General features: G+C 71.2%; 22 protein-coding genes. 13 read left to right on the top strand and 9 right to left on the bottom strand.

All coding sequences use genetic code 11. The features are described from left to right. Positions 1–39: 39 nt before the first annotated feature. From OHB04_RS21385 to OHB04_RS21375, 3 genes are all read left to right on the top strand, one after another. Positions 40–825 (top strand): hypothetical protein, encoded by a 786-nt coding sequence (locus OHB04_RS21385; protein ID WP_326689317.1) that lies wholly within the window; start codon positions 40–42, stop codon positions 823–825. 979 nt (positions 826–1,804) lie between these two features. Next, complete coding sequence (locus OHB04_RS21380; RefSeq protein WP_326809485.1) at positions 1,805–2,515, top strand: FadR/GntR family transcriptional regulator; 711 nt, start codon at positions 1,805–1,807, stop codon at positions 2,513–2,515. A gap of 121 nt (positions 2,516–2,636) precedes the next feature. Further along, positions 2,637–3,974 carry a CynX/NimT family MFS transporter gene (locus OHB04_RS21375; protein ID WP_326808049.1) on the top strand — a complete coding sequence of 446 codons (1,338 nt, stop codon included), beginning with the start codon at positions 2,637–2,639 and terminating at the stop codon, positions 3,972–3,974. A gap of 203 nt (positions 3,975–4,177) precedes the next feature. On the opposite strand, the gene OHB04_RS21370 is transcribed toward OHB04_RS21375, so the two are convergent. The 4 genes from OHB04_RS21370 to OHB04_RS21355 all read right to left on the bottom strand — a co-directional run bounded on the left by OHB04_RS21370 (position 4,178) and on the right by OHB04_RS21355 (position 7,800). Then, positions 4,178–4,900: an ABC transporter permease subunit gene (locus tag OHB04_RS21370; RefSeq protein WP_326689315.1), complete on the bottom strand. Its 723-nt coding sequence runs from the start codon at positions 4,898–4,900 to the stop codon at positions 4,178–4,180. A 21-nt stretch (positions 4,901–4,921) separates the two neighbouring features. Next, positions 4,922–5,839 (bottom strand): ABC transporter ATP-binding protein, encoded by a 918-nt coding sequence (locus tag OHB04_RS21365; protein ID WP_326808048.1) that lies wholly within the window; start codon positions 5,837–5,839, stop codon positions 4,922–4,924. 94 nt (positions 5,840–5,933) lie between these two features. Next, positions 5,934–6,848, bottom strand: coding sequence for an ABC transporter permease (locus tag OHB04_RS21360; protein WP_326689313.1), 915 nt, complete (start codon positions 6,846–6,848; stop codon positions 5,934–5,936). Then, entirely contained in the window at positions 6,838–7,800 is a 963-nt protein-coding gene (locus tag OHB04_RS21355; RefSeq protein ID WP_326689312.1) for an ABC transporter ATP-binding protein, read from the bottom strand. Before OHB04_RS21355 ends, OHB04_RS21360 begins: the two co-directional genes overlap by 11 nt. 234 nt (positions 7,801–8,034) lie before the next feature. On the opposite strand from OHB04_RS21355, the gene OHB04_RS21350 reads away from it, so the two are divergent. From OHB04_RS21350 to OHB04_RS21330, 5 genes are all read left to right on the top strand, one after another. After that, positions 8,035–8,916, top strand: a complete 882-nt coding sequence (locus OHB04_RS21350; protein ID WP_326809484.1) for a M24 family metallopeptidase — start codon at positions 8,035–8,037, stop codon at positions 8,914–8,916. Continuing rightward, positions 8,913–10,721, top strand: coding sequence for an SDR family oxidoreductase (locus tag OHB04_RS21345; protein WP_326808047.1), 1,809 nt, complete (start codon positions 8,913–8,915; stop codon positions 10,719–10,721). Before OHB04_RS21350 ends, OHB04_RS21345 begins: the two co-directional genes overlap by 4 nt. Before the next feature lie 102 nt (positions 10,722–10,823). Further along, positions 10,824–11,366 carry a hypothetical protein gene (locus tag OHB04_RS21340; RefSeq protein WP_326808046.1) on the top strand — a complete coding sequence of 181 codons (543 nt, stop codon included), beginning with the start codon at positions 10,824–10,826 and terminating at the stop codon, positions 11,364–11,366. 17 nt (positions 11,367–11,383) lie between these two features. Further along, positions 11,384–12,412 carry a MerR family transcriptional regulator gene (locus OHB04_RS21335; protein WP_326689309.1) on the top strand — a complete coding sequence of 343 codons (1,029 nt, stop codon included), beginning with the start codon at positions 11,384–11,386 and terminating at the stop codon, positions 12,410–12,412. A 307-nt stretch (positions 12,413–12,719) separates the two neighbouring features. Further along, positions 12,720–13,847, top strand: coding sequence for a hypothetical protein (locus tag OHB04_RS21330; RefSeq protein WP_326808045.1), 1,128 nt, complete (start codon positions 12,720–12,722; stop codon positions 13,845–13,847). Between the two features lie 192 nt (positions 13,848–14,039). Here the strand turns inward: OHB04_RS21330 and OHB04_RS21325 are convergent, their stop codons facing one another. After that, positions 14,040–14,933: an LLM class flavin-dependent oxidoreductase gene (locus OHB04_RS21325; RefSeq protein WP_326689307.1), complete on the bottom strand. Its 894-nt coding sequence runs from the start codon at positions 14,931–14,933 to the stop codon at positions 14,040–14,042. A gap of 318 nt (positions 14,934–15,251) precedes the next feature. Here OHB04_RS21325 and OHB04_RS21320 point away from each other — a divergent pair, with 318 nt between their 5' ends. From OHB04_RS21320 to OHB04_RS21310, 3 genes are all read left to right on the top strand, one after another. Further along, positions 15,252–15,749, top strand: coding sequence for a hypothetical protein (locus OHB04_RS21320; RefSeq protein WP_326689306.1), 498 nt, complete (start codon positions 15,252–15,254; stop codon positions 15,747–15,749). Between the two features lie 232 nt (positions 15,750–15,981). After that, positions 15,982–16,560 carry an RNA 2'-phosphotransferase gene (locus OHB04_RS21315; RefSeq protein WP_326808044.1) on the top strand — a complete coding sequence of 193 codons (579 nt, stop codon included), beginning with the start codon at positions 15,982–15,984 and terminating at the stop codon, positions 16,558–16,560. A gap of 11 nt (positions 16,561–16,571) precedes the next feature. Further along, complete coding sequence (locus OHB04_RS21310) at positions 16,572–17,921, top strand: threonine synthase (RefSeq protein WP_326808043.1); 1,350 nt, start codon at positions 16,572–16,574, stop codon at positions 17,919–17,921. Positions 17,922–17,984: 63 nt separating this feature from the next. Here OHB04_RS21310 and OHB04_RS21305 read toward each other — a convergent pair whose 3' ends face one another. Further along, the gene (locus OHB04_RS21305; RefSeq protein WP_326808042.1) at positions 17,985–18,860 is read right to left on the bottom strand and encodes an amidohydrolase family protein; all 876 of its coding nucleotides are present in this window, start codon (positions 18,858–18,860) and stop codon (positions 17,985–17,987) included. A gap of 313 nt (positions 18,861–19,173) precedes the next feature. Continuing rightward, positions 19,174–19,773, bottom strand: a complete 600-nt coding sequence (locus OHB04_RS21300) for a hypothetical protein (protein WP_326808041.1) — start codon at positions 19,771–19,773, stop codon at positions 19,174–19,176. Positions 19,774–20,127: 354 nt separating this feature from the next. Here OHB04_RS21300 and OHB04_RS21295 point away from each other — a divergent pair, with 354 nt between their 5' ends. After that, positions 20,128–21,153 (top strand): endonuclease/exonuclease/phosphatase family protein, encoded by a 1,026-nt coding sequence (locus OHB04_RS21295; protein WP_326808040.1) that lies wholly within the window; start codon positions 20,128–20,130, stop codon positions 21,151–21,153. Between the two features lie 69 nt (positions 21,154–21,222). On the opposite strand, the gene pspAB is transcribed toward OHB04_RS21295, so the two are convergent. After that, the gene (gene pspAB, locus OHB04_RS21290) at positions 21,223–21,900 is read right to left on the bottom strand and encodes a PspA-associated protein PspAB (protein ID WP_326808039.1); all 678 of its coding nucleotides are present in this window, start codon (positions 21,898–21,900) and stop codon (positions 21,223–21,225) included. Between the two features lie 120 nt (positions 21,901–22,020). Further along, positions 22,021–22,929, bottom strand: a complete 909-nt coding sequence (gene htpX / locus OHB04_RS21285) for a zinc metalloprotease HtpX (protein WP_326689298.1) — start codon at positions 22,927–22,929, stop codon at positions 22,021–22,023. A 494-nt stretch (positions 22,930–23,423) separates the two neighbouring features. Here htpX and OHB04_RS21280 point away from each other — a divergent pair, with 494 nt between their 5' ends. Beyond that, positions 23,424–24,239: a Cof-type HAD-IIB family hydrolase gene (locus OHB04_RS21280; RefSeq protein ID WP_326808038.1), complete on the top strand. Its 816-nt coding sequence runs from the start codon at positions 23,424–23,426 to the stop codon at positions 24,237–24,239. The last annotated feature ends 128 nt before the right edge of the window (positions 24,240–24,367 follow it).

Raw genomic sequence — 24,367 nt, 5'->3', positions numbered from 1 at the left:
TTCCCAGTCATGTCCGTCCGGACCCAGGAGGGTTCTCGCATGTATTCCGATTCCGTCCTGCTGGAGTCGCGCAGCGCGCGCTCCGGCATGGCGCACCGGGTCGAAGTCCTCGACAAAGTGAAGGCGTTGGCGTTTTCCACAGGTAGTACACAGGCCACCACCCGGGATGTGGCTAACTACTTCGAGGTGGCGCTCAACACTGTGGAAAAGTTGGTCAGTCGGCACCGGGAGGAGCTGGAGAGCAACGGTCTCAGCACTCTTCGAGGCGCTGACCTGCAAGAATTTGAGACTGACAAGTTGTCAGTCTCAAATGTCCCAGAACCGGGTTATCCACAGCTCCGGCGCAGCCTCACCCTGTTCAACCGCCGCGCCGTCCTCAATGTGGCGATGCTGCTGCGGGACAGCGACATCGCGCGGAGGGTCCGCGTCTACCTCCTCGACGTCGAGGGAACCACCCACCCCCACACCCGGAGCGGAGCCACGCGATGCCCGGGTGAGGAACTGAGGGACACCGTCCGCACGCTGGCTGTCGGCTACGGCTCTCTCGACCGGCGCGTCAGTGGGCTTGAGTCGGCCGGGGCCGAGCTGGGCGCCGTGCTCCAGGAGTTGGGCCCGGTGATCGGGCGTATCTCCGAGAGGCTCGAGCGAATGGACAGTCGCCTGGTGGAGACCGAACGCAGGACCGAGCACACCGAGAAGGTGGTGTGCTCGATGAGCCAGCGTCTCGCCGACATGGGCGAGGAGATGCGGGAGATGCGCGGGGACCTGCGCGGCGTGATGCGGGCGACCGGCGCCAAGCCGGTCACCCGTCCTCGCCGTAGCTGATCTCGCGCCTCGCGCCTCGCGCACCCTTCGGTCGGCCGCTTCGGTCGGCCGGAGGGTGCGGGTGCGCGGGTGCGCGCCGGAGGGTGCAGGGTTTCTCGCGCCTGCTCGCCGGAGGCCTCTGCTCCGCTTCCAGTCGTACGAAGGGACGTCCGCCCTGGGGAGCGCCGACCGGCCGATACTGAGGCTCCGGTGGGGAGACAGGGCTTCGTCTGCACCACCGGATGCCGGGCCCGTCCGGGTCGCGAGGCTGTCGGCCGAGCGGGCTGTCGGCCGAGCGGCCGGAGCTGGCGGGGCTTGTGGCAGCCGCGACGTTCGGCACGGCCAGGCCCGTCGACGACCCCGTACGGGAGCGCCAGGTCCTGGGCGAGATGGCCCGGCGCTCGGCGGCCTGCGGCATTGGACCCCCGGTACGCCTCCGCCGTGCCCCGGGACCAGATCGAGGCGAACAAGCTGGTCCAGCGCGGCCTCTACGCGCGCCGGAGGGCGCGCCCAGGAAAGAGCTCCTGGGAGAGAGCCCGAACCACGGTTCCGGTCAGCGCCCCGGCGTGCGCCCCGATCTCGTCCGGGAGGCGCGTCCCGCGCTGACCGCCTCACGACGCGGCTCCTCGACGCGCTCCAGGACACCGAACGCGCGCGGACCACGCCGTCTGTGGCGCCGGGCTCGCCCGGGGGCCGTACACGCCACCCAGGAACGGCACCTCGACGTCCTGCAACACCAAGGGGCTCGCGCGGGCGCTGCCGTCGGTCTGCCGAGCCGCTCCTCCGGGCGAAGTACTCCTTCGGGCGAAGTACTCCTTCGCGTGACGCGCTCCTCGGATGAAGCGCTTCTTCGGTGCTTCGCTTCTCGATGGCTCGCTCCGTCCGGTCGGGAAAGCTGTGAGGCGGATCTCCCTGGTCACAGACTCGCTTCATCCGGTGGAGTTGTAGGATGACTGGGCAACCGGGCGAATCGGAGCACGCGTACACGAAGGAGTTGGGCATGGCGTTGCAGGCCGCTGGGCGGCAGTCGCTCGTGGACACCGTGGTCGGTGAACTGCGGGCGCAGCTCACCGCGGGCGAGTGGCCGGTCGGGGAGCGCATTCCCACCGAGCACGCGCTGGCCGAGCAGCTCCAGGTCGGGCGCAACACCGTCCGCGAGGCGGTCCGGGTGCTCGTGCACGCCGGGATGCTGCGCTCGCGCCAGGGCGAGGGCACCTTCGTCGTCGCGACGGCCGACCCCGGCGACATCATGCGCGGGGTGCAGCGCGCCGACGTACGGGACGTCCTGGAGCTGCGCATCGCGCTGGAGGCCGAGGGAGCGCGGCTGGCGGCCCTGCGGCACCGGCCGGCGGACATCGCCCGCATGCGCGCGGCCCTCGCCGCCCAGGCGGCCTTCAAGAACCGCGAGGGCCAGCCCGCCGACGGGCAGTACGAGCTGTACGCGGAACACGACATCGAGTTCCACGTCGCCGTCGTGGACGCGGCGCACAACGCGGCCCTGAGCGCCACCTACGGGTGGTTCAGCAGCTCGGTACGAGACGCGCTGGTGGCGTCGCTGCGCGACCGGCAGATGCCGCGCATGCACGAATCCGACCACCACGATCTGGTGGACGCCATCGAGACCGGCGACCCGGAGGTCGCCGAGCGGGCGGCAAGGGAGCTGCTCGCCAAACCGAAACAGGCCGTCGAAGCGCTGCTCGGCACCGAGTGAGTGCCGGGGCGTACTGCCCGTCAGGGGCGCCGCTCCCTCTCCCCTTCTCCCCCCTCACACCCCTTCTGCCTTCCGAACCATCCACCTGACCACTCGTACGTTGAAAGAGGCACCACCCGCGATGTCGCCGTCCCCGAAGGAAGGGCTCAGTACGGAAGAGCTCATAGAGGCCGAGCTGTTCGACGCCGAGGAGGATCTCGCTCCGTCGCCTCCCGTCGCGGCGGCGCGCGGCCGACTGCGTACGCATCCGGTGCTGCTGTTGGTGGGCATCGTGCTCGCCTCTTTGAACATGCGCGCCGCGCTCGCCGGAGTATCGCCCGTACTCGGTGAGATCAGCGACCACTTCGGGATGACCTCGACGATCAGCAGCCTGGTCACCACCATTCCGCTCATCTTCATGGGCGTGATCTCACCCCTGGCGCCCAAGCTGGCACGCCGGTGGGGGACCGAAACGGTGCTGCTCGGGGCGCTCGTCCTGCTCGCCGGCGGCATCGCGCTGCGGATCGCGCCGCCCATGGTGACGCTCTTCGCGGGCTGTGCGGTGGTCGGTTCGGGCATCGCGCTGCTCAACGTGCTGATGCCGGGCCTGATCAAGCGGGACTTCCCGGACAAGGCCGCCGGGATGACGGCGCTGTACTCGACGGCGATGATCCTGGGCGCGACCGTCTCCGCCGCCGCTGCCGTGCCGTTGGAGCACGCTTTGGGCGGATGGCGCGGTTCGCTCGTCTCCTGGGCGCTGCTGGCCGCTGTCGCGGCCTGCGCCTGGCTGCCGCAGGTGGTGCTCTCCCGCGAGGGCACCCGCCACGGTCAGGCGGCAGCCGTATCGGCGCCCCGGACCGACCAGGGGCAAGGGCAGGGGCAGGGGCAGGCCGGGCCGAAGCTGACGCGCTCCCCGATCGCCTGGCAGATCACGCTGTTCATGGGTTCGCAGTCGCTGATCGCGTACGTGACCATCGCCTGGCTTCCGACGCTCCTCACCGACCACGGGATGAGCAGGGCGACGGCCGGTCTGGTCTTCGCGTTCAGCACGCTGGTGCAGATGGGCGGCTCGTTCCTCGTGCCGACCCTCGCCGGGCGGATGCGCGGCCAGCGGCTGTTGTGTGCGGCGGTCGCGGTGTTCATGGCCGTGGGCCTCACCGGTCTGCTGGTCGCGCCGGTGGGTGGGGCCTGGGTGTGGGCGACGCTGCTCGGGCTGGGCCAGGGCGGGGCGCTCGGTATCGCGCTGACGCTGATGGTGCTGCGCTCCGGGGACGCGCACACGGCGGCTCGGCTGTCCGGTATGGCACAGACGTGGGGCTATCTGCTGGCCGCCGCGGGGCCCGTGGTGCTGGGCGCCGTGCACCAGGCGACCGGAGGATGGACCGTCCCGATCGCCCTGCTGCTGTGCGTGTGCGCCGGGCTGGTGCTGCTCGGCCTCGGCGCCGGCAAGGACCGCAAGATCGGGGACGTCGCGGCCTGAGCACCGGCCACGGCCCGAGCACCGGACACGGCCCGAGCACTGATCGCGGCCTGAGCACCGGTCGCGGCCCGAGCACCGGATGAAGGCGAGAGTCCGATCGGCACCGGATGAACGCGGAAAAGCGCGGCGGGCGATGAACCGCCCCCGCGCCTTTCCGTCCCTCCTGCTGCCTCGCCCGCCGGCGGGAGGCGCGCCCGTCGGGCCTACTCCTCCCCCGCCAGGGTCAGCGTGCGCAGCTTCTGGCCCGCGAACAGGGTGCCGCCGACGGTGACGATGACGATCAGGGTGACGGCGGCGGGAAGCGCCACGTCCGAGGTCACATCGGCGCCGCTGCCCGCCACCTTCTCGGCCAGCGCGAGCGCCCACTGCTGGACGCTGAGGGTCTTGGCGCCGGATACGAGGCTGCCGAAAAGGGCCTCCCAGATCAGCGCGTACGCCAGGCCGATGACGACCGCGTGCCTGCTGAGGGTGCCCAGCATCAGGAACAGCGCGCTGTAGGCGATCGAGGCGACGACGGCGGCGAGCGCGTAGGCGACCGCGATCTGCTGGCTGTTGCCGTTCAGGATGAACCCGGCGACGAGCACGGGCACCGCGGAGAAAACGGCCGTTACTCCGGTCGCCACGATGAGCTTGGTGACGATGATGGACGTGCGCTTGACGGGCTTGGACAGCAGGTAGACCACGGATCCGTCGTCGATCTCGGGCCCGATCGCGCCGGTTCCGGCGATCACGCCGATCAGCGGCACCATCGTCGCCAGCGCGAAGCCGCCCAGCAGTTGGCCGGCCACCGCGTCATCGGCGCCGTTCATGGCGCGTACGACGGCGGCGACGACGATCAGCAGGGCCGGAAGCGCGCACAGGAGGAGCGCGCGCCGGCGGCCAAGGAGCGCGCGATACGTCAGCCGCGCGACTGTGGGGTTGTACATCTCTTGGCTCCCTTCCGTCGCTCAGGCCGCGACGAGGTACGAGAAAACGCTCTCCAGGGACTCGTCGGAGGGCGAGACGGTGTAGAGCCGGATGCCGTGCTCGCGCGCGACGCGCGGGAGCAGTTCGGTGAAGCGGGTGAAGTCGATGGCCTGGATGCGCAGCGCCTGCTCGGCCTGGTCCAGCTCGATGCCCGCGGTGGAGCCGTCGGCGATGAGGGCCGCGGCGAGCTGCCGGTCGTCGCTGGAGCGCACCAGGTAGCGGTGCGGCCGGTCGGTCATCAGACGGCGGATCTTGCGGAAGTCTCCGCTGGCCGCGTGCCGTCCGGCGACGATCACCTCGATGTGGGAGGCGAGCTGCTCGACCTCCTCCAGGATGTGCGAGGAGAAGAGCACCGTGCGCCCCTCGTCACCCATCTTGCGCAGCAGCTCCATCAGTTGCATGCGCTGGCGGGGGTCCATGCCGTTGAACGGCTCGTCCAGCAGGAGCACGGACGGCTGGTGCACCAGGGCGGAAGCCATCTTCACGCGCTGGCGCATGCCCTTGGAGTAGGTGGAGATGCGGCGGTCTTGGGCGTACTCCATCTCGACCGTCGCCAGCGCCTCCGCCGCGGCGGCGCGGGGGTCGGGGAGCTGGTGCAGTTCGGCGTTGGCGAGGACGAACTCGCGGGCCGTGAGGAAGTCGTACATGCCCTCGCGCTCGGGCACGAGGCCGATGTGCCGGTAGGACTGCTCGTTGCGCCAGATCGGGGTGTTGTCCAGGGTGACGCTGCCGTTGGAGGGGGCCAGGAAGCCGCCCATCATGTGGATGAGCGTGGATTTGCCCGCGCCGTTGGGGCCGAGGAGGCCGGTGACGCCGGGGCCGATGTTCATGGTGATGTCGTTGACCGCGACGACGTTCCCGAACCAGCGGGAGGTGCGGTCGATGCGGAGTGTGCTCATGGGCGCAGCCCGTTCCTTCGAGGAGTCGTGGTGGGACGCGGAGCGGGAGTCGCGGTCCGGAGGATCACCGTCCGGGCCCGCGCGGTCCGGGCCCTCACAGTCCGGCCTTCCGGTAGCGGCGCAGCAGGAGGGCGTACGCGCCGGCCGTCAGCGCCGCGAAGACGAGGAGGTAGCTGACGCCCTGTGCAGCGCTGAGAGTCGCCCCCATCGGGAATCCTGAGTCCCCGCCGAGGAACTTGCTCTGGATGCCGTCCATGAGCGTCCCTGGCGATCCCAGGCCGAGCCAGGCGATGCCGGAGTCGTTCTCGGAGGTGCTCGCGATTCCCTGGAGCGCGGTGATCAGGAAGAACGGGACGGTGATCGCGACGATGATCGCGGCGATACCGAAGCCCCTGCGTGGGGTGAGCGCCGCGATGTAGGAGGCGATCCCGGCGTGCAGCAGTGCGAACAGCACACAGAAGACGAGTCCTTGGGCCGCGCCCTTGGTCTGGTCGGAGAAGTCCAGCTTCACCAGGAGGGAGCCGATGTACATGATGAGCACGGGTGCCGCGGTGAAGATGAACAGGGCACCCGAGATCGCCGCGTACTTCGCCGTCACATAGTCGCTGTTCTTGATGGGCCGCGAGAAGTACAGCGGGGCGGTCTTGAACCGCAGGTCGAGGGAGATCGCCTGGGGTGCGACAGCTGCGAGGTAGATGCCGAGGACCGGCTGGAGCATCAGCACGTACTCCGCGTATCCGACCTCCAGTTGCTTGGTCTTGGCGAACGCGGCGACCGCGACGACGATGACCGCCGGCAGACACACCACCGCGAACAGCAGCATGGGCAAGACCTTGGACTTGGCGGACCGTCCCAGTCCGTAGGCGCCGCGCAGCGTCTGGGTGAACAGCGAACGCCTGGCGTACGAGCGGCCCAGCCGGGGTCCTTCGTAGCCGCGGTACCCGATGTTGTGGATGACGTCCTGGCCGCGCTGTGCGGCGGGCGCCGTGGCGGTGGGCTCAGGCGACATCGCCGGCGCTCCCTTCGGTGAAGACCTCGGAGATCTGGTGCCTGCGCTGTTCCATGCGGACCAGCCCCAGGCCGAGTTCGGCCGCGGTGTCGCGGACGGTGTCGTAAACCGACTCGTCGTCGATGTCGACGGTGACCAGGTGGCCGGCGCCGGGCGCGACCGCGCTGTCGGGGCCCGGGGCGCGCAGGGAGAGCCCCGCATCGCCGAGGGCGGCGCGCAGGGCCTTGGTGCCGTCCGGATGCCGGTCGGTGTCGGTGACCTCGACGGCCAGTACGGCCGTGTGCTGGGTGAAGTCGGCCGTGGAGGAGGAGCGCAGGAGCTTGCCGCCGTCGATGACGACGACATGGTCGCTGGTGCGCTCGAGCTCGCCGAGGAGGTGCGAGGTGACCAGCACGGAGATGCCGAAGTCCCGGTGGACGCGGCGGATCAGGCCGAGCATCTCGTCCCGGCCGACCGGGTCGAGGCCGTTGGTGGGCTCGTCCAGGAGAACGAGCCGGGGGTCGTGCACGAGGGCCTGCGCGAGCTTGACGCGCTGCTTCATGCCCGTCGAGTAGCCGCCCATGGGGCGGTAGCGCTCTTCGTAGAGGCCCACATGCCGCAGGGTGTCGGCGGTGCGCTCGCGGGCCGCCGTGGGCGGCAGCCCCGACATGCGCGCCATGTGGACGACGAACTCGGTGGCGGACACGTCCGGCGGCAGGCAGTCGTGCTCCGGCATGTATCCGACGCGCTCCCGGATCGCGCCGCCCTGGGTGCTCACATCCATGCCGAGGACGCTGGCCGTGCCTTCGGTCGCGGGTGCCAGCCCGAGAAGGATCTTGATCAGGGTGGATTTGCCGGCGCCGTTGGCACCCACCAGGCCCGTAACGCCCGGTTCTATGCCGACGGTCAGCCGGTCGAGTGCGGTCACCCTCGGGTACCGCTTGCTGAGGCTTTCGGTCGCGATCACAGTCACGTCCTCGACGCTAGTGGCGGCTCGACGCGTCCGCGTCAGACAAGGCGGGGGTTTCCGCCTACCTCTCAGGTCGGAGACACCCGTAGGGGCAGGACCTTGAGTAGGGGGTCGGAAGTTATACACAGGCTGGACGGGGGCCCTTGACCGCGCCATGGCCCGATGTCACATTCATCAGTGTCAACTTGCTCACGCACCGGTACGACTCAGGGACGGATGGTTGCGATGCGCCCAGCAATGATCGGTAATACCTCCGCCGGCCTGCGGGGATCCAGGGCCGGCCTGCGGGGCGTCAAGGCTGATTTGCAGGGCTTCAGAGAAGTGCAGCAGCTGAGCTACGCGTGCGCGGAGTCGGTGGCCGCCCGGCTGGTGCCGGGGGTGACGGAGCGGGACGCCGCGCGCATGCAGCGCGAGTGGCTGCGTGAGCGCGGCGTGCGGGACTGGTTCCATCTCCCCTTCGCCTGGTTCGGGGACCGCACCGCCTTCACCGGCTTCAGGATCCCGCTCCAGTTCTTCCCGACGAACCGGAAGCTGGAGCCCGGCATGCCCTTCATCCTGGACATGGCGCCCATCCACCACGGATACACCTCGGACATCGGTTATTCCGGCTGTCTGGGCCCCAACCCCGTGCACCAGCGGCTGATGTCGGATCTGCGCGACCACCGCGAGCTGATACTGGCCGAGGTGCGCGAGCGCCGTCCGCTGCGGGAGATCTACGAGGACGTCGAGCGGCTGATGGTCCGGCAGGGATATGCCAACAGGCACCGCGCGTACCCCTTCGGAGTCATGGCCCACAAGGTCGACCGCGTGAGCGACCGCCGCTGGTCCCCCACTCTCTTCGGCTTCGGCACCAACTCCCTCAAGGGGCTGGCCAAGGACGCGCTGCACGGCCACAGGGACGGCTGGTCTCCGCTGTGGAGCCCGCACCGCTTCTCCGACCACCCTCCGCAGCCGGGGCTGTGGGCCGTCGAGCCGCACCTGGGCTTCCGTGGCACCGGCGCGAAGTTCGAGGAGATCCTGGTCGTCACCGACTCCCAGGACCCCGAGGAGAGCGCCTTTTGGCTCGATGACGATCTGCCGCATGTGCGGCTTCGGCAGAAGGAGGCAAGCACCGTATGAGGCGGAACAGGAAAGCCGTGCCGGAGAGCGGGCCGCGAGGCCAGGAGCCGCTGGAGGGCGCGCGAACGCGCTGGGTGAGCACCGGCGGGGTGGAGCTGTGCGTCGCGGAGCTGGGGGATGCCGATCTGCCGACGGTGGTGCTGGTGCACGGCTACCCGGACAGCAAGGAGGTCTGGTCCGAGGTGGCGCGCCGTCTCCAGGACCGCTTCCATGTGGTGCTGTACGACGTGCGGGGCTGCGGCAGGTCCACGGCGCCCAAACCGCTGCGGGGCGGCTTCACTTTGGAGAAGCTCACCGACGACTTCCTCGCGGTCGCCGCTTCCGTCAGCCCCGGAGAGCCGGTACATCTGGTCGGGCACGACTGGGGCTCGGTACAGGGCTGGGAGTTCGCCACGGTCAGCCGCACCGAGGGCCGGATCGCTTCCTTCACCTCCATCTCCGGTCCCTCCCTGGACCACTTCGGTCACTGGATCAAGAAGCGGTTCTCCCGTCCGACCCCGCGCAGGGTGGCCCAGTTGCTGGGCCAGAGCGCCAAGTCCTGGTACGTGTACGCGCTGCACACCCCTGTGCTGCCCGAGCTGGCGTGGAAGGGCCCGCTCGGCAAGCGCTGGCCGCGCGTCCTGGAGCTGACCGAGAAGGTGCCGGCCAACGGGTATCCGACCGCGTCCCTGCCCACGGACGCCGCCCACGGCGCCTGGCTCTACCGCGACAACATCCGCGCGAGGCTCTCGCACCCCCGCACCGACTGCTACGCCCACACCCCGGTGCAGCTCATCACCCCGACCGACGACATCTTCCTCAGCGAACGGCTCTACGACGAGCTGGAGCTGTGGGCACCGCAGCTCACCCGCCGCACCCTGCCGGCCAAGCACTGGGTGCCGCGCACCCGCCCCGACCAGCTCTCCGCGTGGGTGGGGGAGTTCGTCACGAGCCAGGAGTCGGGCATCCCGGCCAGGGAGCCGGCTCCTGCGGGCAAGCACTCCGACAGGTTCTCCGGCCAGCTGGTGCTGGTCACCGGCGCGGGCAGCGGCATCGGCCGGGCGACGGCCTTCTCCTTCGCGGAGGCCGGGGCCCGGGTGATCGCCGTCGACCGGGACGCGGACTCGGCGGCACGCACCGCCGACATGGCACGGCTGATCGGTGCTCCGCACGCCTGGGCGGAGACGGTCGATGTCTCCGACGAGCAGCAGATGGAGAAGCTCGCGGAGAAGGTCGCCGACGAGTACGGCACTCCTGATGTGCTCGTCAACAACGCGGGGATCGGCATCTCCGGCTCCTTCCTGGAGACCAGCACGGAGGACTGGAAACGCACGCTGGACGTCAACCTGTGGGGCGTCATCCACGGCTGCCGGCTCTTCGGCAGGCAGATGGCCGAACGTGGGCAGGGCGGTCACATCGTCAACACCGCGTCGGCCGCGGCCTACCAGCCCTCCAGAGTCCTCCCGGCCTACAGCACCTCCAAGGCGGCCGTGCTCATGCTCAGCGAGTGTCTGCGCGCCGAGCTGGCGGGGCAGGACATCGGAGTCTCCGCGGTGTGCCCCGGGTTCGTGAACACCAACATCACGGAGACGGCGCGGTTCACGGGTGCCGACGAGAAGGAGCAGCAGCGGCGCCGGCGCCGCACCTCCCGCCTGTACGGCATGCGGAACTATCCCCCGGAGAAGGTCGCCGACGCGATCTTGCGAGCCGTGGTGCACAACCAGGCGGTGGTGCCGGTGACACCCGAGGCACGCGGGGCCCGCCTGATGTCCCGCTTCACCCCGCACACCCTGCGTGCGATAGCCCGCCTGCGGCCACCGGTCTGAGCGCCGCTGCCCCTCCTCAGAGAGCCACTCATCGCAGAGCCCGCACCCCGGGGGCTCGCCCACCGCAGCGTCCCGGACACCCGCCGACCCTGGAGCCGTCGTATGAGCGACGAGAAAGCCGAGCAAGCTGAGCCCCTCAGCAAGGACCAGGACTTCCACCACGACATCGTCCCGCGCAGGGCTTCCTTCGGCTGGGAGCGGACCCCGCCGCACTGGATTCCGGACGAGCCGATCGCCACCCACGTGATCAATGTGCTGCACCCGCTCCTGCACCTGCTCCTGCGGGCCGGGGAGGGGCCGCCCCGCCATGCCCGGCGGGTGGGCGCCATGACGGTGACGGCGCCGGCGGCGGTGCCGGCCTGGCTGTGGATGTGGATGTGGATGTGGAGCGCCGCCCGGTATCTGATACGGCACGATCCGAAGCCGGCCGGGCGGCTGCGCTGCTCGCTGAAGGAGCACAACGTGGCGGTGGCCAAGGGCCTGTTGCCGACGTGGCGCGAGCTGGATTCGGCGATACCTCGCTATTTCAAACGCTCGTACCATCCCTCCCAGGAAGGCTCGCCGCGGCGGGCCGTGGACCATCTGGCCACGTCCCCCGAGGCGCGGGGCGCCGCAGGGGCGATAGGCCGCCGCGCGGCACTGTGAGCGAGGAGAGCGGACCCATGTCCCCGTCCCAGAGCCCGGACTCCGTGCCGGAGTACCGCATCGAGGATCTGGCGCACCACAGTGGTGCGACGGTCCGCACCATCCGCGCGTACCAGGACAGAGGTCTGCTCCCCAAGCCGGAGCGGCGGGGCCGGGCCAATGTGTACGACGACTCGCATCTGGCCCGGCTGCGCCAGATCGCCGACCTGCTGGAGCGCGGCTACACCCTGGCCTCCATCAAGGAGCTGCTCCAGGCCTGGGACGAGGGCCGGGGGCTGGGCGGGGTGCTGGGCCTGGTCGCGGAGGTGGACGGGCCGTGGACGGACGAGGAGTCCGGCCGGGTCTCGCGCGAGGAGCTGGACGAGCTGTTCGGCGGCGAGCACGACGACACGGCGGTCTCCGAGGCCGTGGCGCTGGGGGTGCTGGTGCCGCTGGCGGGCCGGGACGACGAGTTCCTGGTGCCCAGTCCACAGGAGCTGGCGGTCGCGGCGGAGCTGCACAAGGCGGGGGTGCCGCTGCTGGCGATCACGGAGCACCTGCGGGAGCTGCGCGGACAGGTCGAGCACATCGCCGCCCGCTTCCTGGACTTCACCAACGAGCATGTCTTCATCCGCTACCTGGGCTCCCTCCCCACGGACGGCGACGCCTCGGAGGCGGCGGAGCTGGTGCGCAGGCTGCGGCCGTTGGCACAGCAGACCGTCGAGGCGGAGCTGGCGCGGGCGATGCAGAAGCTGGCGGCGCGAAATCTGCGGGACCACCTGCGTTCGGCAGCGGCGCTCCCCCCGCCACGAGGCGAGGCCCCGGCCGGCGAGCAGGTGCGGCTGCCGACGGGCATGGTGGAGGCGGTACGGGGACTGGTGGGAGAGGAGAGGGCACCCGACTTCATCGCGGCGGCGGCCGAACGGGAGATACGGGCCCGCGCGATGGACCGTATGGCGATGACGGCGGAGACGGGGACGGGGACGGCGGGGACGGAGCCGGGGTCGGGGCTCGGGGCCCGTTCCGGGCCCGTCACCGGTTCCGGAACGGGCCCCGGCTCCGGGTGACGTCTCCCGGCTGACCCAAGTGACAAATTCCGTCGGAAAGGAGTACCGAAGCACTCACATACGCCTCTTGCCCCGCAACGATCCGCACACCAACGTGAACCTCTCGTCCCGTCACAAATCAGAGGGGGATCACACGATGCGAAGACGCGCGTTTCTCGGCGGTGTCGCGGCAACGGCAACGGCAACAATCGCGGCCACCGGCACAACCGCAGCCGCAGCCACAGCCACGGCGGCAGTAGGGGCGGAAGCAGAGGCTGGGGCTGGCGCCGCTCCCGACGTCCCCACCGTGCAGGCCGGTTGGCAGCTGATGCCCGGGCCGACCGTCGACCCGGGGGCGCGGCTGTTGGCCGTATCGGCAGCCGGGCGGGATCTGGCCTGGGCGGTCGGGGAGCAGGGGCTGCCGGCCAGCGGGACGGGCGGACGTCCCCTGGCGCTGCGCTGGGACGGTGCGGCGTGGTCGCAGACAGATGTGAAGCACCTGAGCCTGAACGGTTCGCTGCGCTCGGTGAGCGGGACTTCGGCGCGCTGCGCGTGGGCGGTGGGGGAGGACAGGGACGGCGCGGACCGGCTGTTGCGGTGGGACGGCACCACATGGCGCCAGACGGAATATCCGGGCAGCGAAGACCCCGCCACCGTGCTGACCTGGGTCGCCACCGGGCCGGACGGTGCGGTCTGGGTCGCGGGCCAGCACGAGGGGCTGCCCAAGCTGCTGCGCCGGAAGGGCGGCACGTGGGCCTGGACGCCCCCGATCCCCAACGCCACCTCGGCCACGGCGCCGTGGCGCGTACGGCTGGGCGGCGGTACGGATGGCGGCGTGTACACCGTCGGTGACGACCTCGCCCGTTGGGACGAGGCAGGGGCCTCGGCCAACGGGGCCTCGGCCGACGGCGGCAAGGGCAAGGACAAGGGCACGGCAAAGGACAAGGACAAGGACAACGGCGTGCGTGCCGAGGGCGGCTGGACGGTGCTGCCGCCCGTTGTCGGCATCCGCCTCGGCATCTCCGACCTGCTGCCGACGGCGGCGGACGACATCTGGGCGGTCGGTGCCGCCTTCGGGGTCGGGGGGCCGCCGGGGAAGCCGCCGGGCGTGGTGCTGAGCCACTTCGACGGGAAGGAGTGGACGTTCGTGAACGGGGACACTCTGCCGTTCAAGATCGGCTCCCTCAACGCCATCACCGACAGCGGCAGCAGCACAGGCAGCGCGCGCGGGCCCGGGCTGATCGGGGGCTGGGACTTCTGGGACTCAAGTTCGGCGCACTACCTGCGCTGGAACGGCACCCAGTGGGCCGGGGAGCGCGGTGGGGCGAACGGCGTGGACGCGTATGTGCGGGACGTGGCGAGCGTGCCCGGACCGGCGGGCGGCGCCTGGTCGGTGGGCCACAGCAGGAACACGTCGCCGGACCAGACCCAGTTCCGCATCGAACGGTACGGCTGACGCTGCGCCGGAACGGGGACGGGAACGGGAACGGGAACGGGAACCAGGACCAGGACCAGGACCCGGACCCGGACCCGGACCGGAACCGAACCGGCACACACGCCTCGCGGCTCGGGGCTCGGGGCTCGGGGCTCGGGGCTCGGGGCTCGCGGCTCGGGCTCCGGCCTCGGCGCTCGCGCCTCGGGCTCGGGGCTAGCGCACCCGTTCCGCGCCTTCCGTGGCGATGCGTTCGAAGACGCGCTCGTCCGCCTCGAAGAGCGTTCCGGGGATCGGCCAGTGCAGCGCCAACTCGTCGAAGCCCAGTTCGCCGACGCGCCCAGCGAAGTCGACGAACGCCTCGACGGATTCCAGCGGACGGTCGGGGGTGAAGCCGGTGAGGAGGGTTCGCCCGAGTGCGCCGGGGTCGCGTTCGGTCTCGGCGCACGCCTTTTCCAGTCCTTCCACCTGGCGGGCGAGCGCGGCGAGCGAGTCGGCCGGGGTCCCGCCGTTGTTGGCGGCGGGCTCGCCCGTCGTCAGCCAGGACTGCCCGTACCGCGCGGCGAGGCGCAGCCCGCGCGGGCCCGTGGCCGCGACGGTGAAGGGCAGGCGCGGGCGCTGGACGCAGCCGGGGATGTCACGGGCCTCGTGCGCGGAGTAGTACGTGCCCTCGTGGGTCACCTCGTCGTGCGTCAGCAGCCGGTCGAGGAGGGGAACGAACTCCGCGAAGCGGTCCGTGCGTTCGCGTCGCGTCCATGCCTCCTGGCCGAGCGCCGTCGCGTCGAAGCCGCTCCCGCCGGCGCCGATCCCCAGCGTGATCCGCCCCTCGCTGATGTCGTCGAGCGTGAGCAGTTCCTTGGCGAGGGGGACCGGGTGCCGGAAGTTCGGCGAGGTGACCATCGTGCCCAGGCGCAGCCGCGAGGTCGCCGTCGCGGCTGCCGTCAGGGTGGGGAGGGCCCCGAACCAGGGGCCGTCGCGGAACGGTACCCGCCATGAGAGGTGGTCGTAGGTGTACGCGGCATGAAAGCCCAGCTCCTCGGCCCGCTGCCACACCTCCCGGCCACCCTCGGACCAACGGCGGACGGGGAGGATCACAGTGCTCAGGCGCATACCCCGACCCTATGCGCCCCGCCCCCGCCCACCGACCGCCCCGCCTTCCACGGAACCGGACCCACGGACCCACCCCCACCCGGAGCCGGACCCCACCCTCGCGCCGCTCCGGGACCCGCCCTCGCGGGGGCACGGCCCCCTCACCCGGAGCCGGACCCCACCCCTCACGCGAAACCGGGCCCCACCCCACAGAGCCGGCCCCACGCCCCCCACGCCCACCCCCACACCGCACCCGCACCCGCACCCGCACCCGCACCACGTCCCACACCCGCCCCCGCCAAGCAGCGCAACTGCGCCTCACCAGGCATGATCAGCGGTATGGACCATATGAACCACCACCCGCAGATCCACAGCACCGAGTCCGCGGTCTCCGTGCTCGGGGCGCTCGCCGAGCGGCGCGGGCTGCGGGTCCGCACCGAACACGCGATCGGTGCCGACGAGTCCTCGCGGCGCACGGCGGCCGGTGCGTTCGCCGTCACCGACGAGGACGGGTCCCTCCCCCACGAGGCGCTGCTGGAGATCGAAGCGAGCGACAGCCCCTCCGGTACGCCGCTGACGCCGAAGATCTCGGTGCAGCTCTTCGAGGAGGGGGACGCGCACATCACCGTCGACGGCGTCACCTTCCACGACCTGCCGCGCGAGGCGACCCCGGCCTTTCTGGAGGCGGTGTTCGACCGCGTGGCGCGTCTGAAGACGACGTGGTACCCGCCGTTCTGCCGGCTGATCGTGGCGCTGCCCGACGACCGTACGTACAAAGAGATCGTCCCCATGGCATACGGCGGCCTCACCCCCTGGATGAACACCCTCCCCACCTGATCGAGCGATCATGGCCCGGCCGTGGAGCGGTCATGCACCGCCCGAGGAGCGGTCATGCACCGCCCGTGTACCGGCCGTGGTCCGGTCCGCCCAGGACGCCTGGTCCGCCCAGGACGCCCGCGACGCCGGGACCCCGCGACCGCCGGGACCCCGCGACCGCCGCGACCGCCGCGACCGCCGCGACGCATATTCACATGCGCCCGCCGGCCCAGCCCGGGCATCCTGAAGTCACATGAACGGCAAGCCGAACGAGCACAGCAGCACAGCGACCAAGCGCCATGTGCGCATATCCAAGTATCTGGCCCGTCACCTGCGCCACGACCCCGACCGCATCGGGCTCGTGCTGGACGCCCACGGGTGGGCCCGTACCGATGAACTCCTGGCCGCCGCCGCGGCCCACAACTTCCCGTTCACCCGCGCCGAGCTGGAAGAAGTCGTCGCCCACAACGACAAACAGCGCTACGCGTTCTCTCCCGACGGCATCCGGATCCGCGCGAACCAGGGCCACACGGTCGACGTCGAACTCGACCTGCCCGCGCTGCCGCCCCCGCCCGTGCTCTTCCACGGGACGACGCCGCGCTTCCTCTCCGCCATCCGCGACGAGGGGCTGCGGCCCATGACCCGGCACGCGGTGCATCTGTCGCCCGACCGCGAGACCGCGGCCCGCGTGGGGGCCCGGCGCGGCAGGGCCGTCGTGCTGACGGTCGCCGCGGGGTTCATGCACGAGGAGGGGCACACCTTCTGGCGCAGCGAGAACGGCGTATGGCTCACGGAGGCGGTGCCCCCGTGCTACCTCACCTTCCCCGGCTAACGTCCTCCTCCATGACGACCCTCTCCACCGCCACCGGTCAGCGCTCCCTCGGCGACCCCGCCGTCACGTACCCCCTGTGGCCCCCGCTGACCAGCGGCTGTCCGCGGACGAGCACCGAGGAGACGGCGTACCCGGTCGAGGTCGACTACGCGTACGAGACGGTCGACCCCACCCTCTTCGCACCCCCAGCCCCCCCAGCCCCCGCAGCCCCCGCAGCCCCTGCAGCCCCCGCAGCTCCCACAGTCCCCGCCACCCCCTACACCGGCATCGACCGCTGGTCCCCCCTCCTCCCGCCCCTCGCCGCGCCCGGCTTGGGCGAGGGCCGTACCCCGCTGGTCGAGATCGGCGACGGCCTCTACGTCAAGGACGAGTCCCGCAACCCCACCTGGAGCCACAAGGACCGTCTCAACCGCGTGACCGCGAGCGCCGCGCTGCGCATCGGGGCGCCCGGGACCGTGGTGGCGTCCTCCGGCAACCACGCGGCCTCGGCCGCGGCGTTCGCGGCCCGCGCCGGACTGCGCTGCGTGGTGCTGGCCTCGGCGGACACCCCGCCCGCCGTCTCCTCGTTCGTACGCGCGTACGGCGCGGTCGTGCTGCCCGTACCGGCCGAGGCGCGGTGGCCGCTCACCCGGCTGATCGTCGAGCGCTGCGGAATGCACCCCGTCAGCAACCTCACCCCCACCCACACCGGTCACGCGTTCGGGCCCGAGGGTTACAAGACGCTCGCCTACGAGATCCACGCCGATGTCGGCGTCCCCGCAGATGTGTTCGTGCCCGTGGGCTACGGCGAGATGCTGTTCGGGCTGTGGAAGGGCTTCGACGAACTCCGGCGGCTCGGCGTCACCGACCGGGTGCCGCGCCTGCACGCCTGCGAACCGGCGGCGGGCGGCCCGCTGTCCGCCGCCCTCTCCCGTGACCTGCCCGCCGCCCGGGTGGCGGTGGGCCACACCGACGCGTACGGCATCGACTGCGCGGTCGGCGGCTACCGCGGCGTGCTCGCCGTACGCGGCAGCGGCGGACGCGGCCTGCTGGTGGACGACGAGCGGATGCGCGCGGCACAGCGCGAACTGGCCGCCCACGGCATGTGGGCCGAGCTGTCGGCGGCGGCGGGGCTGGCCGCCTACCGCACCCACGGGACCCCGCACCGGCGGACGGACCGAAGGGACGGAGGCTCACAGGACGGAGGCTCACAGGACGAAGGGCCACAGGGTGAGGGGCCACAGGGTGAGGGGCCCGTCGTCTGCGTCTCGACGTCCTCCGGCTTCAAGGACAACGCGGTCGCCACCCGCACCCCCGACCCCGTCGACCCGTCCTGGGACGCGGTGGCGGCCCGTCTGCGCAAGGAAGGAATCAGCACCTGAGAGGCCCCCGGCCTCGCCACCCGCTGATGCCCCCGGCCTCACCCCCCACTTGAGCCCCCCGGATCACAGCCCGAAAACCCGCGCCGCGTTGTCGTGGCACACCGCCCGCAGCCACTTCTCCCCCAGCCCCGTCCGGGTCTCCAGCGCCTCCAGGGCGTCCGCGTACGCGTACGGGATGTTGGGGAAGTCGGTCCCCAGCAGCACGCGGTCGCCGAGCGCGGCCAGCCGGGGGAGGGCCTCGCGGGGGAAGGGGGCGCTGTCCTCGACGAAGTCGGTGAAGGCCATCGTCGTGTCGAGCAGCACTCCCGCGTAGCGCTCGGCCAGCGTCAGGAAGTCGGCGTACTCGGGCATGCCCAGGTGCGCGACGACCAGCCGCAGCGCCGGGTGCCGCGCCAGTACCGCGCCCATCGGCCCCGGCCCGGTGAACGCGGTGGGCACCGGGCCCGAGCCGCAGTGCGTGACCACCGGCGTGCCCGCCTCGGCCAGCAGCCCCCACACCTTGTCCAGCAGCGGGTCCCTCGGGTCGAACCGGCCTACCTGAACGTGGCACTTGAAGACCCGCGCCCCCTGCGCCAGGGCCCGCCGTACGTCGTCGGCGGCGCCCGGCTCGGCGTAGAAGGTCGCGGTGTGCAGGCAGTCGGGGGTGCGGGCCGCGAAGTCGGCGGCCCAGTCGTTGAGGGAGCGCGCCATGCCCGCCTTGTGCGGGTACAGCATGGAGGTGAACGCCCGGACGCCGAAGCCACGCAGGGTCTCCAGCCGCCGCTGCTCATCCTCGCGGTACGCGATCGGCCAGTGCCGCCCCACGAGCGGGCCGGCCGCGTCGAAGTACGCCCATACCTTGGCCAGCAGCCGTTGCGGCATGAAATGGGTGTGCACGTCTATCAGCGACGCGAGCCCCAGCCGCGCCCGGAACGCGGCAACACGCTCCCGCTCCGCCACCGCCCCGCCACTCTCCTCAGCCCCGATGTCAGACCCGATGTCACCCCCATGGCAGCCCCGATGTCAGCCCGATTTCAGCACCGATGTCAGACCCGAGGCCGGCCCCGATGCCCATGCGGTCACCCTGGGCGGGCCGCCCCACCGCCCTCCCGACAACCTCCGCATCACGGGAACGAGCCCCCAAGTCGCCGGTATGACGGCTGCTGACTCGGGGGCTCGGCTGGTTCCGCGGACGGAGGCCGGGGCGGGCTCGGCCCTTGACGGCCAGGCGGGCTCGGCCCTTGACGGACCGCGCCTGACGGACCGCTCCGGCTCAGCCCTTGACGGGCCACTCCAGCGGCGGGGAGTTGAAGCCCCGGCTGAGCTCCACCGCTGCGGGCTTCTGGCCCTCGGGGACCAGGAAGACGCCGCAGATCTTCTCCTGGTCACCGGGCTTGAGCTTCTTCTCGGTGTCCGTCGTGGGGCAGTTCTTCCACTTGGCGTCGCCCATCAGGACGATCAGCTCGCGGGTCCGCTTGTCCTTGTCCGTCTTGACGATCAAGTCGTCGTTCATGTCACCGATCTCCATCGGGTCACCGCTCTGGTGCTTGAGAGTGGACGAGACGAAGACGGGGACCTGCGGGCCGTCCTTCTTGTCCTTCTCAAGGCCGGAGTTCTCCATGTCCTCGACGGTGCCGGTCTCGACCTTGGTCGGGGTGACCGTCCACTTGCCCTTGGCCTTGGCCCCGTCGTTCGTCTGCGTCGGGCTGGCCTCGCCGAGCTTGAACGTGGTCTTGTCCTCCGAGCTGGAGGACGAACCGGACTTGTCGCCGCCCTTCTTGCCCGACTTGCCCGAACCGTTGCAGCCGGTCAATGCGACCGTCAGCACGACGGCACCGACGACCGCCGGAACGGCACGACTCCACCTGCGCATGTCTTCCTCGCTTTCCCCGCTACCCGGGGCGTGGGGCCCTCGGGACATGGATCAGGGGGTGATCCTGCCAGAAGGCGATCGTCCGCTTCTGTCGAGGGGCGGGGCTCCCCCCGCGACCGGCGGAAAGAGCGCCCCGTACCGCGTGGGTTGACCCGCACTGCCGCGCCGGTCCACCCGGAATCTCGGGTCAGCGTCTGACGCGTTCATGCCGCTGGGGTCCCTAACGTCGTGTCCAGCACCACGGAGGACCACGTCAGCACCACGGAGTGCGACGGAGTGGGACGAAGTGGGACGAGCACCGCGTAGCACCACCGGGAAATCAACGGGGAAATCAACGGGGGAAGGGGAGTCGTCATGGCTCCGAGCAGCAAGAAGGACCGCACGACGAACAGCGGGGAGGCCGGCAAGAAGGGCCGCAGCCGTGCCGTCCTGTCCGCCACCGCCGTGGCGGCGGCCCTCGCCGTCATGGGCGTGGGCGTCGCCGTCACCGGCGGCGGAAACGGGGGCAGCGACGGCGGCAAGGCCGCGGCCTCGTCCGAGAAGGAGAGCCAGCACGGCAAGGCGAGCGCGAAGGAAGCGGCAGGCTCCAAGGACGAGCTGCGCGACATGGCGGGCGGCGGCGGCCGGGCGCCGAGCGGGACGTTCTCCAACCGAGTCGTCACCTGGAACCTGCACGGGCCCGGCCGCCACAGCGCGTACGAGCAGGCACGGCAGATCGCCCAGTACCGTCCGGGCGTCATCGGCTTCCAGGAAGCCTGCAAGACCAAGGTCGACCGGATCGCCAGGGCCCTCAAGAAGGTGCACAAGCTCGACTATCACGTCACGTACGGCACCGTGAACCGCAAACGGGGACAGTGCGGCGGCATCTTCAAGGGCGGTGCCTACGGGCAGGCCATGCTGACGGCGGCGCCGGCGAAGGACGCGGTCAACACGCGCTATTCCCGGGGCGGTACGGAGCCGCGCGGCTACATGGCGGTCACCGTGCCCGTCGCGGGCAAGGACGTGCGCGTCTTCAACACGCACTTCGCGCAGAAGACAGAAGGCGACCCGCAAACCGAGGTACGCGCCCAGCAGGCGCGCGAGCTGGAGGCGGCGGCCCGCCCGCACAACCGCGCGGTCGTGCTGGGGGACTTCAACACGCTCCCCTCGTCCAGCGAGCTGGCCCCTGTCTGGCAGCACTTCGCGGACGCCGACCCGTACTGCGGGGCCAAGCCCGACGCCCGCTGCCAGGGCACGATCGGGACCCCTCCCCAGCGCAAGAAGCTCGACTTCATCCTGCTGCGCCGGGGTGCCTTCAACCCGCCGGGCGTCGGCGTCCACGACCCGCAGGGGCAGTCGGACCACTCGCTGGTCCACGCGGACCTGAAGCCGCTGTTCTGAGCAGGGCCACTGTCCTGAGCAGCGCCGTTCCGAGCAGCCGCCGTTCCGAGCAGGCAGCCGTTCCGGGGATCACAGCCCGGGTGCGCTCCACACGGGGAACCAGCGGCTGAGGTCCTTCTCCAGGGGCAGGTCGTTCGCCAGCAGGGCGCGCACCTGGAGCTCCAGCCCGTTGTCCCGCTTCTCGGCCGCGCCGGGCAGCGGGGCGAAGGGGTAGAAGGTGCCGCGTTTGTAGAGGTAGATCAGCGCGAGGGGGCGCGGGGCGCCGGTCACGGCTCCCGTGCCCCCTTCCGCGCCGTCCGCCGACCCCCCGCCGTCGGCCGACTCCGTGCCGTCCACCGATTCCGTGCCGTCCGCCGACTCCCGGAACGTGACGGTCGAGCACAGCAGCTGCGGTCCGAACCCGCCCTCGGCGAGCAGGGTATTGACCGCGTGCAGGTCGTTGACCAGGTCGGCCGTCTCGTCGGGGGCGTGGCGCGCGGTCAGCCATGTATAGCCGTAGGAGTCCTGGCCGAACTCGACGGGGATGCCGCCGCGCTCCGTGTCCGCGTCCAGCAGCGCCCGTACGTCCCGCTGGAGCTGGGCGAAGGCGCCGCCCTCGACGCTGGCGAAGCAGACCGCGCCCATGCCGGTGGGCACGAAGGCGGCGCCCGCCTGGAGGGTGACCGCGGCGGACGGCAGCGCGAACAGCTGGTCGAGGTCGGGCCGCTTGGGCTTGCTGCGGCCGAGTAGCGCGTCCAGAAAACCCACCTCGGGCCCCTCTCATCGAGCCTCATCGAGATCGAGCGGAGTCGGGTGTCGCGGGTCGGGCGGAGCCGGATGTCACTGGCCGGGCGGAGCCGGATGTCACTGGCCGGGCGGAGCCGGGTGTCACTGGCCGAGCTGGGCCGAGATGCGGCCGAGCTGGTCGAGCCGCTTCTCCAGCGACGGGTGCGAGGAGAAGAGCGCGGCGACGCTCTCGCCGGAGAAGGCGGGCACGAAGAAGAACGCGTTGTACGGCTCGGCCTTGCGCAGGTCCCTGGTCGGGATGCGTGCCATGTCGCCGCTGATCTTCGTGAGCGCGGAGCCCAGCGCGGACGGGCGTCCGGTCAGCAGCGCTCCGGCGCGGTCAGCCGACAGCTCGCGGTAGCGGGACAGCAGCCGGGTCAGCAGGAAGCTGATGACGTAGACAACGGCGCTGACCAGCGGTACGAGGAGCAGCAGCAGGCCCGCGCCGTTGTCGTTGCTCCGCCCGGCGGCCCGCCCGACGCCGCCCCACAGCGCGACGCGCGTCATGATCCCGGCCAGCACGCCCAGGAACGAGGCGATCGTCATCACCGCGACGTCCCGGTGCGCGACGTGGGACAGCTCGTGCGAGAGCACGCCCTCCAGCTCGTCGGGCTCCAGGCGGCGCAGCAGCCCGGTGGTGGCGCACACCATGGAGTTCTTCTGGTTACGGCCCGTGGCGAAAGCGTTGGGTGCGTCGCTCTCCGCGATGGCGACCCGGGGCTTGGGCATGTCGGCGAGCGCGCACAGCCGGTCGACGGCTCCGTGCAGCTCGGGCGCCTGCTCGGGGGTGACCTCGCGGGCGCCCATGCTGAAGGCCGCGATCTTGTCGCTGAACCAGAACTGGGCGATGAACAGCCCGCCCGCGATCAGGATCACCAGGGGCCAGGCCTTCCCCAGCAGTGCGACCAGCACGCCGACGAGGACGACGTAGAGCAGCCCGATGAAGAACATCGTGGTGACCATGCGCGTGGTCAGACCACGGTCCGGGACATAGCGCGTGTGACCGGCCATGGGCGCCTCGCTCCCTTCCTCATGCGGATACGGAGCCTCCTCTTCGATTGTGCCGCTTATGTCGGTAATCACGCGATAAGACCCTGAGATACCGCGCTCACCCCGTGCTCCGGCGCCCAGCTGTGCGCCCTGCGTGCTCCCGCTCGTACGGAGAGTGCTCTCATCCGTGCAGCACCTCGCACGCATGTTCAGGCATATGCGCGAAGATGGTGCCTGTGACTCATCCGTCTGAACCTCTCGCCCCGAAGAGCCCAAGCCCGAGTCCAAACCCGAGTCCAAACGCAGGCCCAGGCCCAGGCGCAGGCCAAGGCCCAGGCCAAGGCCCAGGCCCAGGCCCAGGCACGGGCCCGAGCCCGAGCCCGGACGCCGGTCCCGACGGCAGCGCACACAGCCGTCCGCACAACCGCCCGCACAGCCAGGCGCCCAGCCACGCGCACAGTCACGTGCCGGGCCGCGCACACGGCCGCGTGACCGCCCCGCCTCGGGGTGCCCGCGTGACGAGCCCCCCTCGCCTGATCGCCACCGATCTGGACGGCACGCTGCTGAGGCACGACAAGACGGTTTCCCCCCGTACGATCGCCGCGCTCGCCGCCGCCGAGGACGCCGGGATCGAGGTGTTCTTCGTGACCGGCCGGCCCGCCCGCTGGATGGGCGTCGTCAGCGAACATGTGCACGGCCACGGGCTCGCCATCTGCGCCAACGGCGCCGCCGTCGTCGACCTCCACGCCGAGGGACCGCGCGTGGTGCGGGTGCGGGAGCTGGCGCGGGCGGACGCCCTCGCCGTCGTCCACGCCCTGCGGAGCGCGGCACCGGGAGTGACCTTCGCCGTCGAACGGGCGGAGGGCATCCACTACGAGCCCGACTACCCCTCCTTCCCCCAGGACCCCGGCACCTCCTACGCCCTGGCGGACGAACTGCTCGCGGAGGGGACGGGGCTCGGCTCCGACCCGGTGCTGAAGCTGCTGGCGCACCACCCGGAGATGGACGCGGACGAGTTCCTGGCCCTGGGCCGGAAGACGGCGGGGACGCACGCTGAGTTCACCAGGTCGAGCCCGTCCGCGCTGCTGGAGATCTCGGGGCGCGGGGTGAGCAAGGCCAGCACCCTGGCGCTGGCCTGCGAGGAACGGGGCATCGCGCCCGAGGAGGTCGTCGCCTTCGGCGACATGCCCAACGACCTGGAGATGCTCGCCTGGGCCGGCACCTCCTACGCCATGGCCAACGCCCACCCCGATGTGCGGGTCTCCACGACACACACGACGTCCACCAACGAGGAGGACGGCGTCGCCACCGTGATCGAGACGTACGTCTAGTGCCCCTCCCGGCAAGCTTTGCCCCGTCGCGCCGCCCGGCACGCCCGCTCGCGGCGTTGGCCAAAAGCCCTGGTAGCTCCTTCCCCAAGCTCTCAACTTCGTTCGAGCAGGGGAGACCCCAATCAAGG

The sequence above is a fragment of the Streptomyces sp. NBC_01775 genome, from assembly GCF_035917675.1.
Lineage (GTDB): Bacteria > Actinomycetota > Actinomycetes > Streptomycetales > Streptomycetaceae > Streptomyces.
This window is presented reverse-complemented; position numbering and strand designations above follow the sequence as displayed.

Coding starts and splice junctions, on each gene's coding strand:
- OHB04_RS21385 (WP_326689317.1), top strand. CDS start 40: ATGTATTCCGATTCCGTCCTGCTGGAGTCGCGCAGCGCGCGCTCCGGC.
- OHB04_RS21380 (WP_326809485.1), top strand. CDS start 1,805: ATGGCGTTGCAGGCCGCTGGGCGGCAGTCGCTCGTGGACACCGTGGTC.
- OHB04_RS21375 (WP_326808049.1), top strand. CDS start 2,637: ATGTCGCCGTCCCCGAAGGAAGGGCTCAGTACGGAAGAGCTCATAGAG.
- OHB04_RS21370 (WP_326689315.1), bottom strand. CDS start 4,900: ATGTACAACCCCACAGTCGCGCGGCTGACGTATCGCGCGCTCCTTGGC.
- OHB04_RS21365 (WP_326808048.1), bottom strand. CDS start 5,839: ATGAGCACACTCCGCATCGACCGCACCTCCCGCTGGTTCGGGAACGTC.
- OHB04_RS21360 (WP_326689313.1), bottom strand. CDS start 6,848: ATGTCGCCTGAGCCCACCGCCACGGCGCCCGCCGCACAGCGCGGCCAG.
- OHB04_RS21350 (WP_326809484.1), top strand. CDS start 8,035: ATGATCGGTAATACCTCCGCCGGCCTGCGGGGATCCAGGGCCGGCCTG.
- OHB04_RS21345 (WP_326808047.1), top strand. CDS start 8,913: ATGAGGCGGAACAGGAAAGCCGTGCCGGAGAGCGGGCCGCGAGGCCAG.
- OHB04_RS21340 (WP_326808046.1), top strand. CDS start 10,824: ATGAGCGACGAGAAAGCCGAGCAAGCTGAGCCCCTCAGCAAGGACCAG.
- OHB04_RS21335 (WP_326689309.1), top strand. CDS start 11,384: ATGTCCCCGTCCCAGAGCCCGGACTCCGTGCCGGAGTACCGCATCGAG.
- OHB04_RS21330 (WP_326808045.1), top strand. CDS start 12,720: ATGCCCGGGCCGACCGTCGACCCGGGGGCGCGGCTGTTGGCCGTATCG.
- OHB04_RS21325 (WP_326689307.1), bottom strand. CDS start 14,933: ATGCGCCTGAGCACTGTGATCCTCCCCGTCCGCCGTTGGTCCGAGGGT.
- OHB04_RS21320 (WP_326689306.1), top strand. CDS start 15,252: ATGGACCATATGAACCACCACCCGCAGATCCACAGCACCGAGTCCGCG.
- OHB04_RS21315 (WP_326808044.1), top strand. CDS start 15,982: ATGAACGGCAAGCCGAACGAGCACAGCAGCACAGCGACCAAGCGCCAT.
- OHB04_RS21310 (WP_326808043.1), top strand. CDS start 16,572: ATGACGACCCTCTCCACCGCCACCGGTCAGCGCTCCCTCGGCGACCCC.
- OHB04_RS21300 (WP_326808041.1), bottom strand. CDS start 19,773: ATGCGCAGGTGGAGTCGTGCCGTTCCGGCGGTCGTCGGTGCCGTCGTG.
- OHB04_RS21295 (WP_326808040.1), top strand. CDS start 20,128: ATGGCTCCGAGCAGCAAGAAGGACCGCACGACGAACAGCGGGGAGGCC.
- htpX (WP_326689298.1), bottom strand. CDS start 22,929: ATGGCCGGTCACACGCGCTATGTCCCGGACCGTGGTCTGACCACGCGC.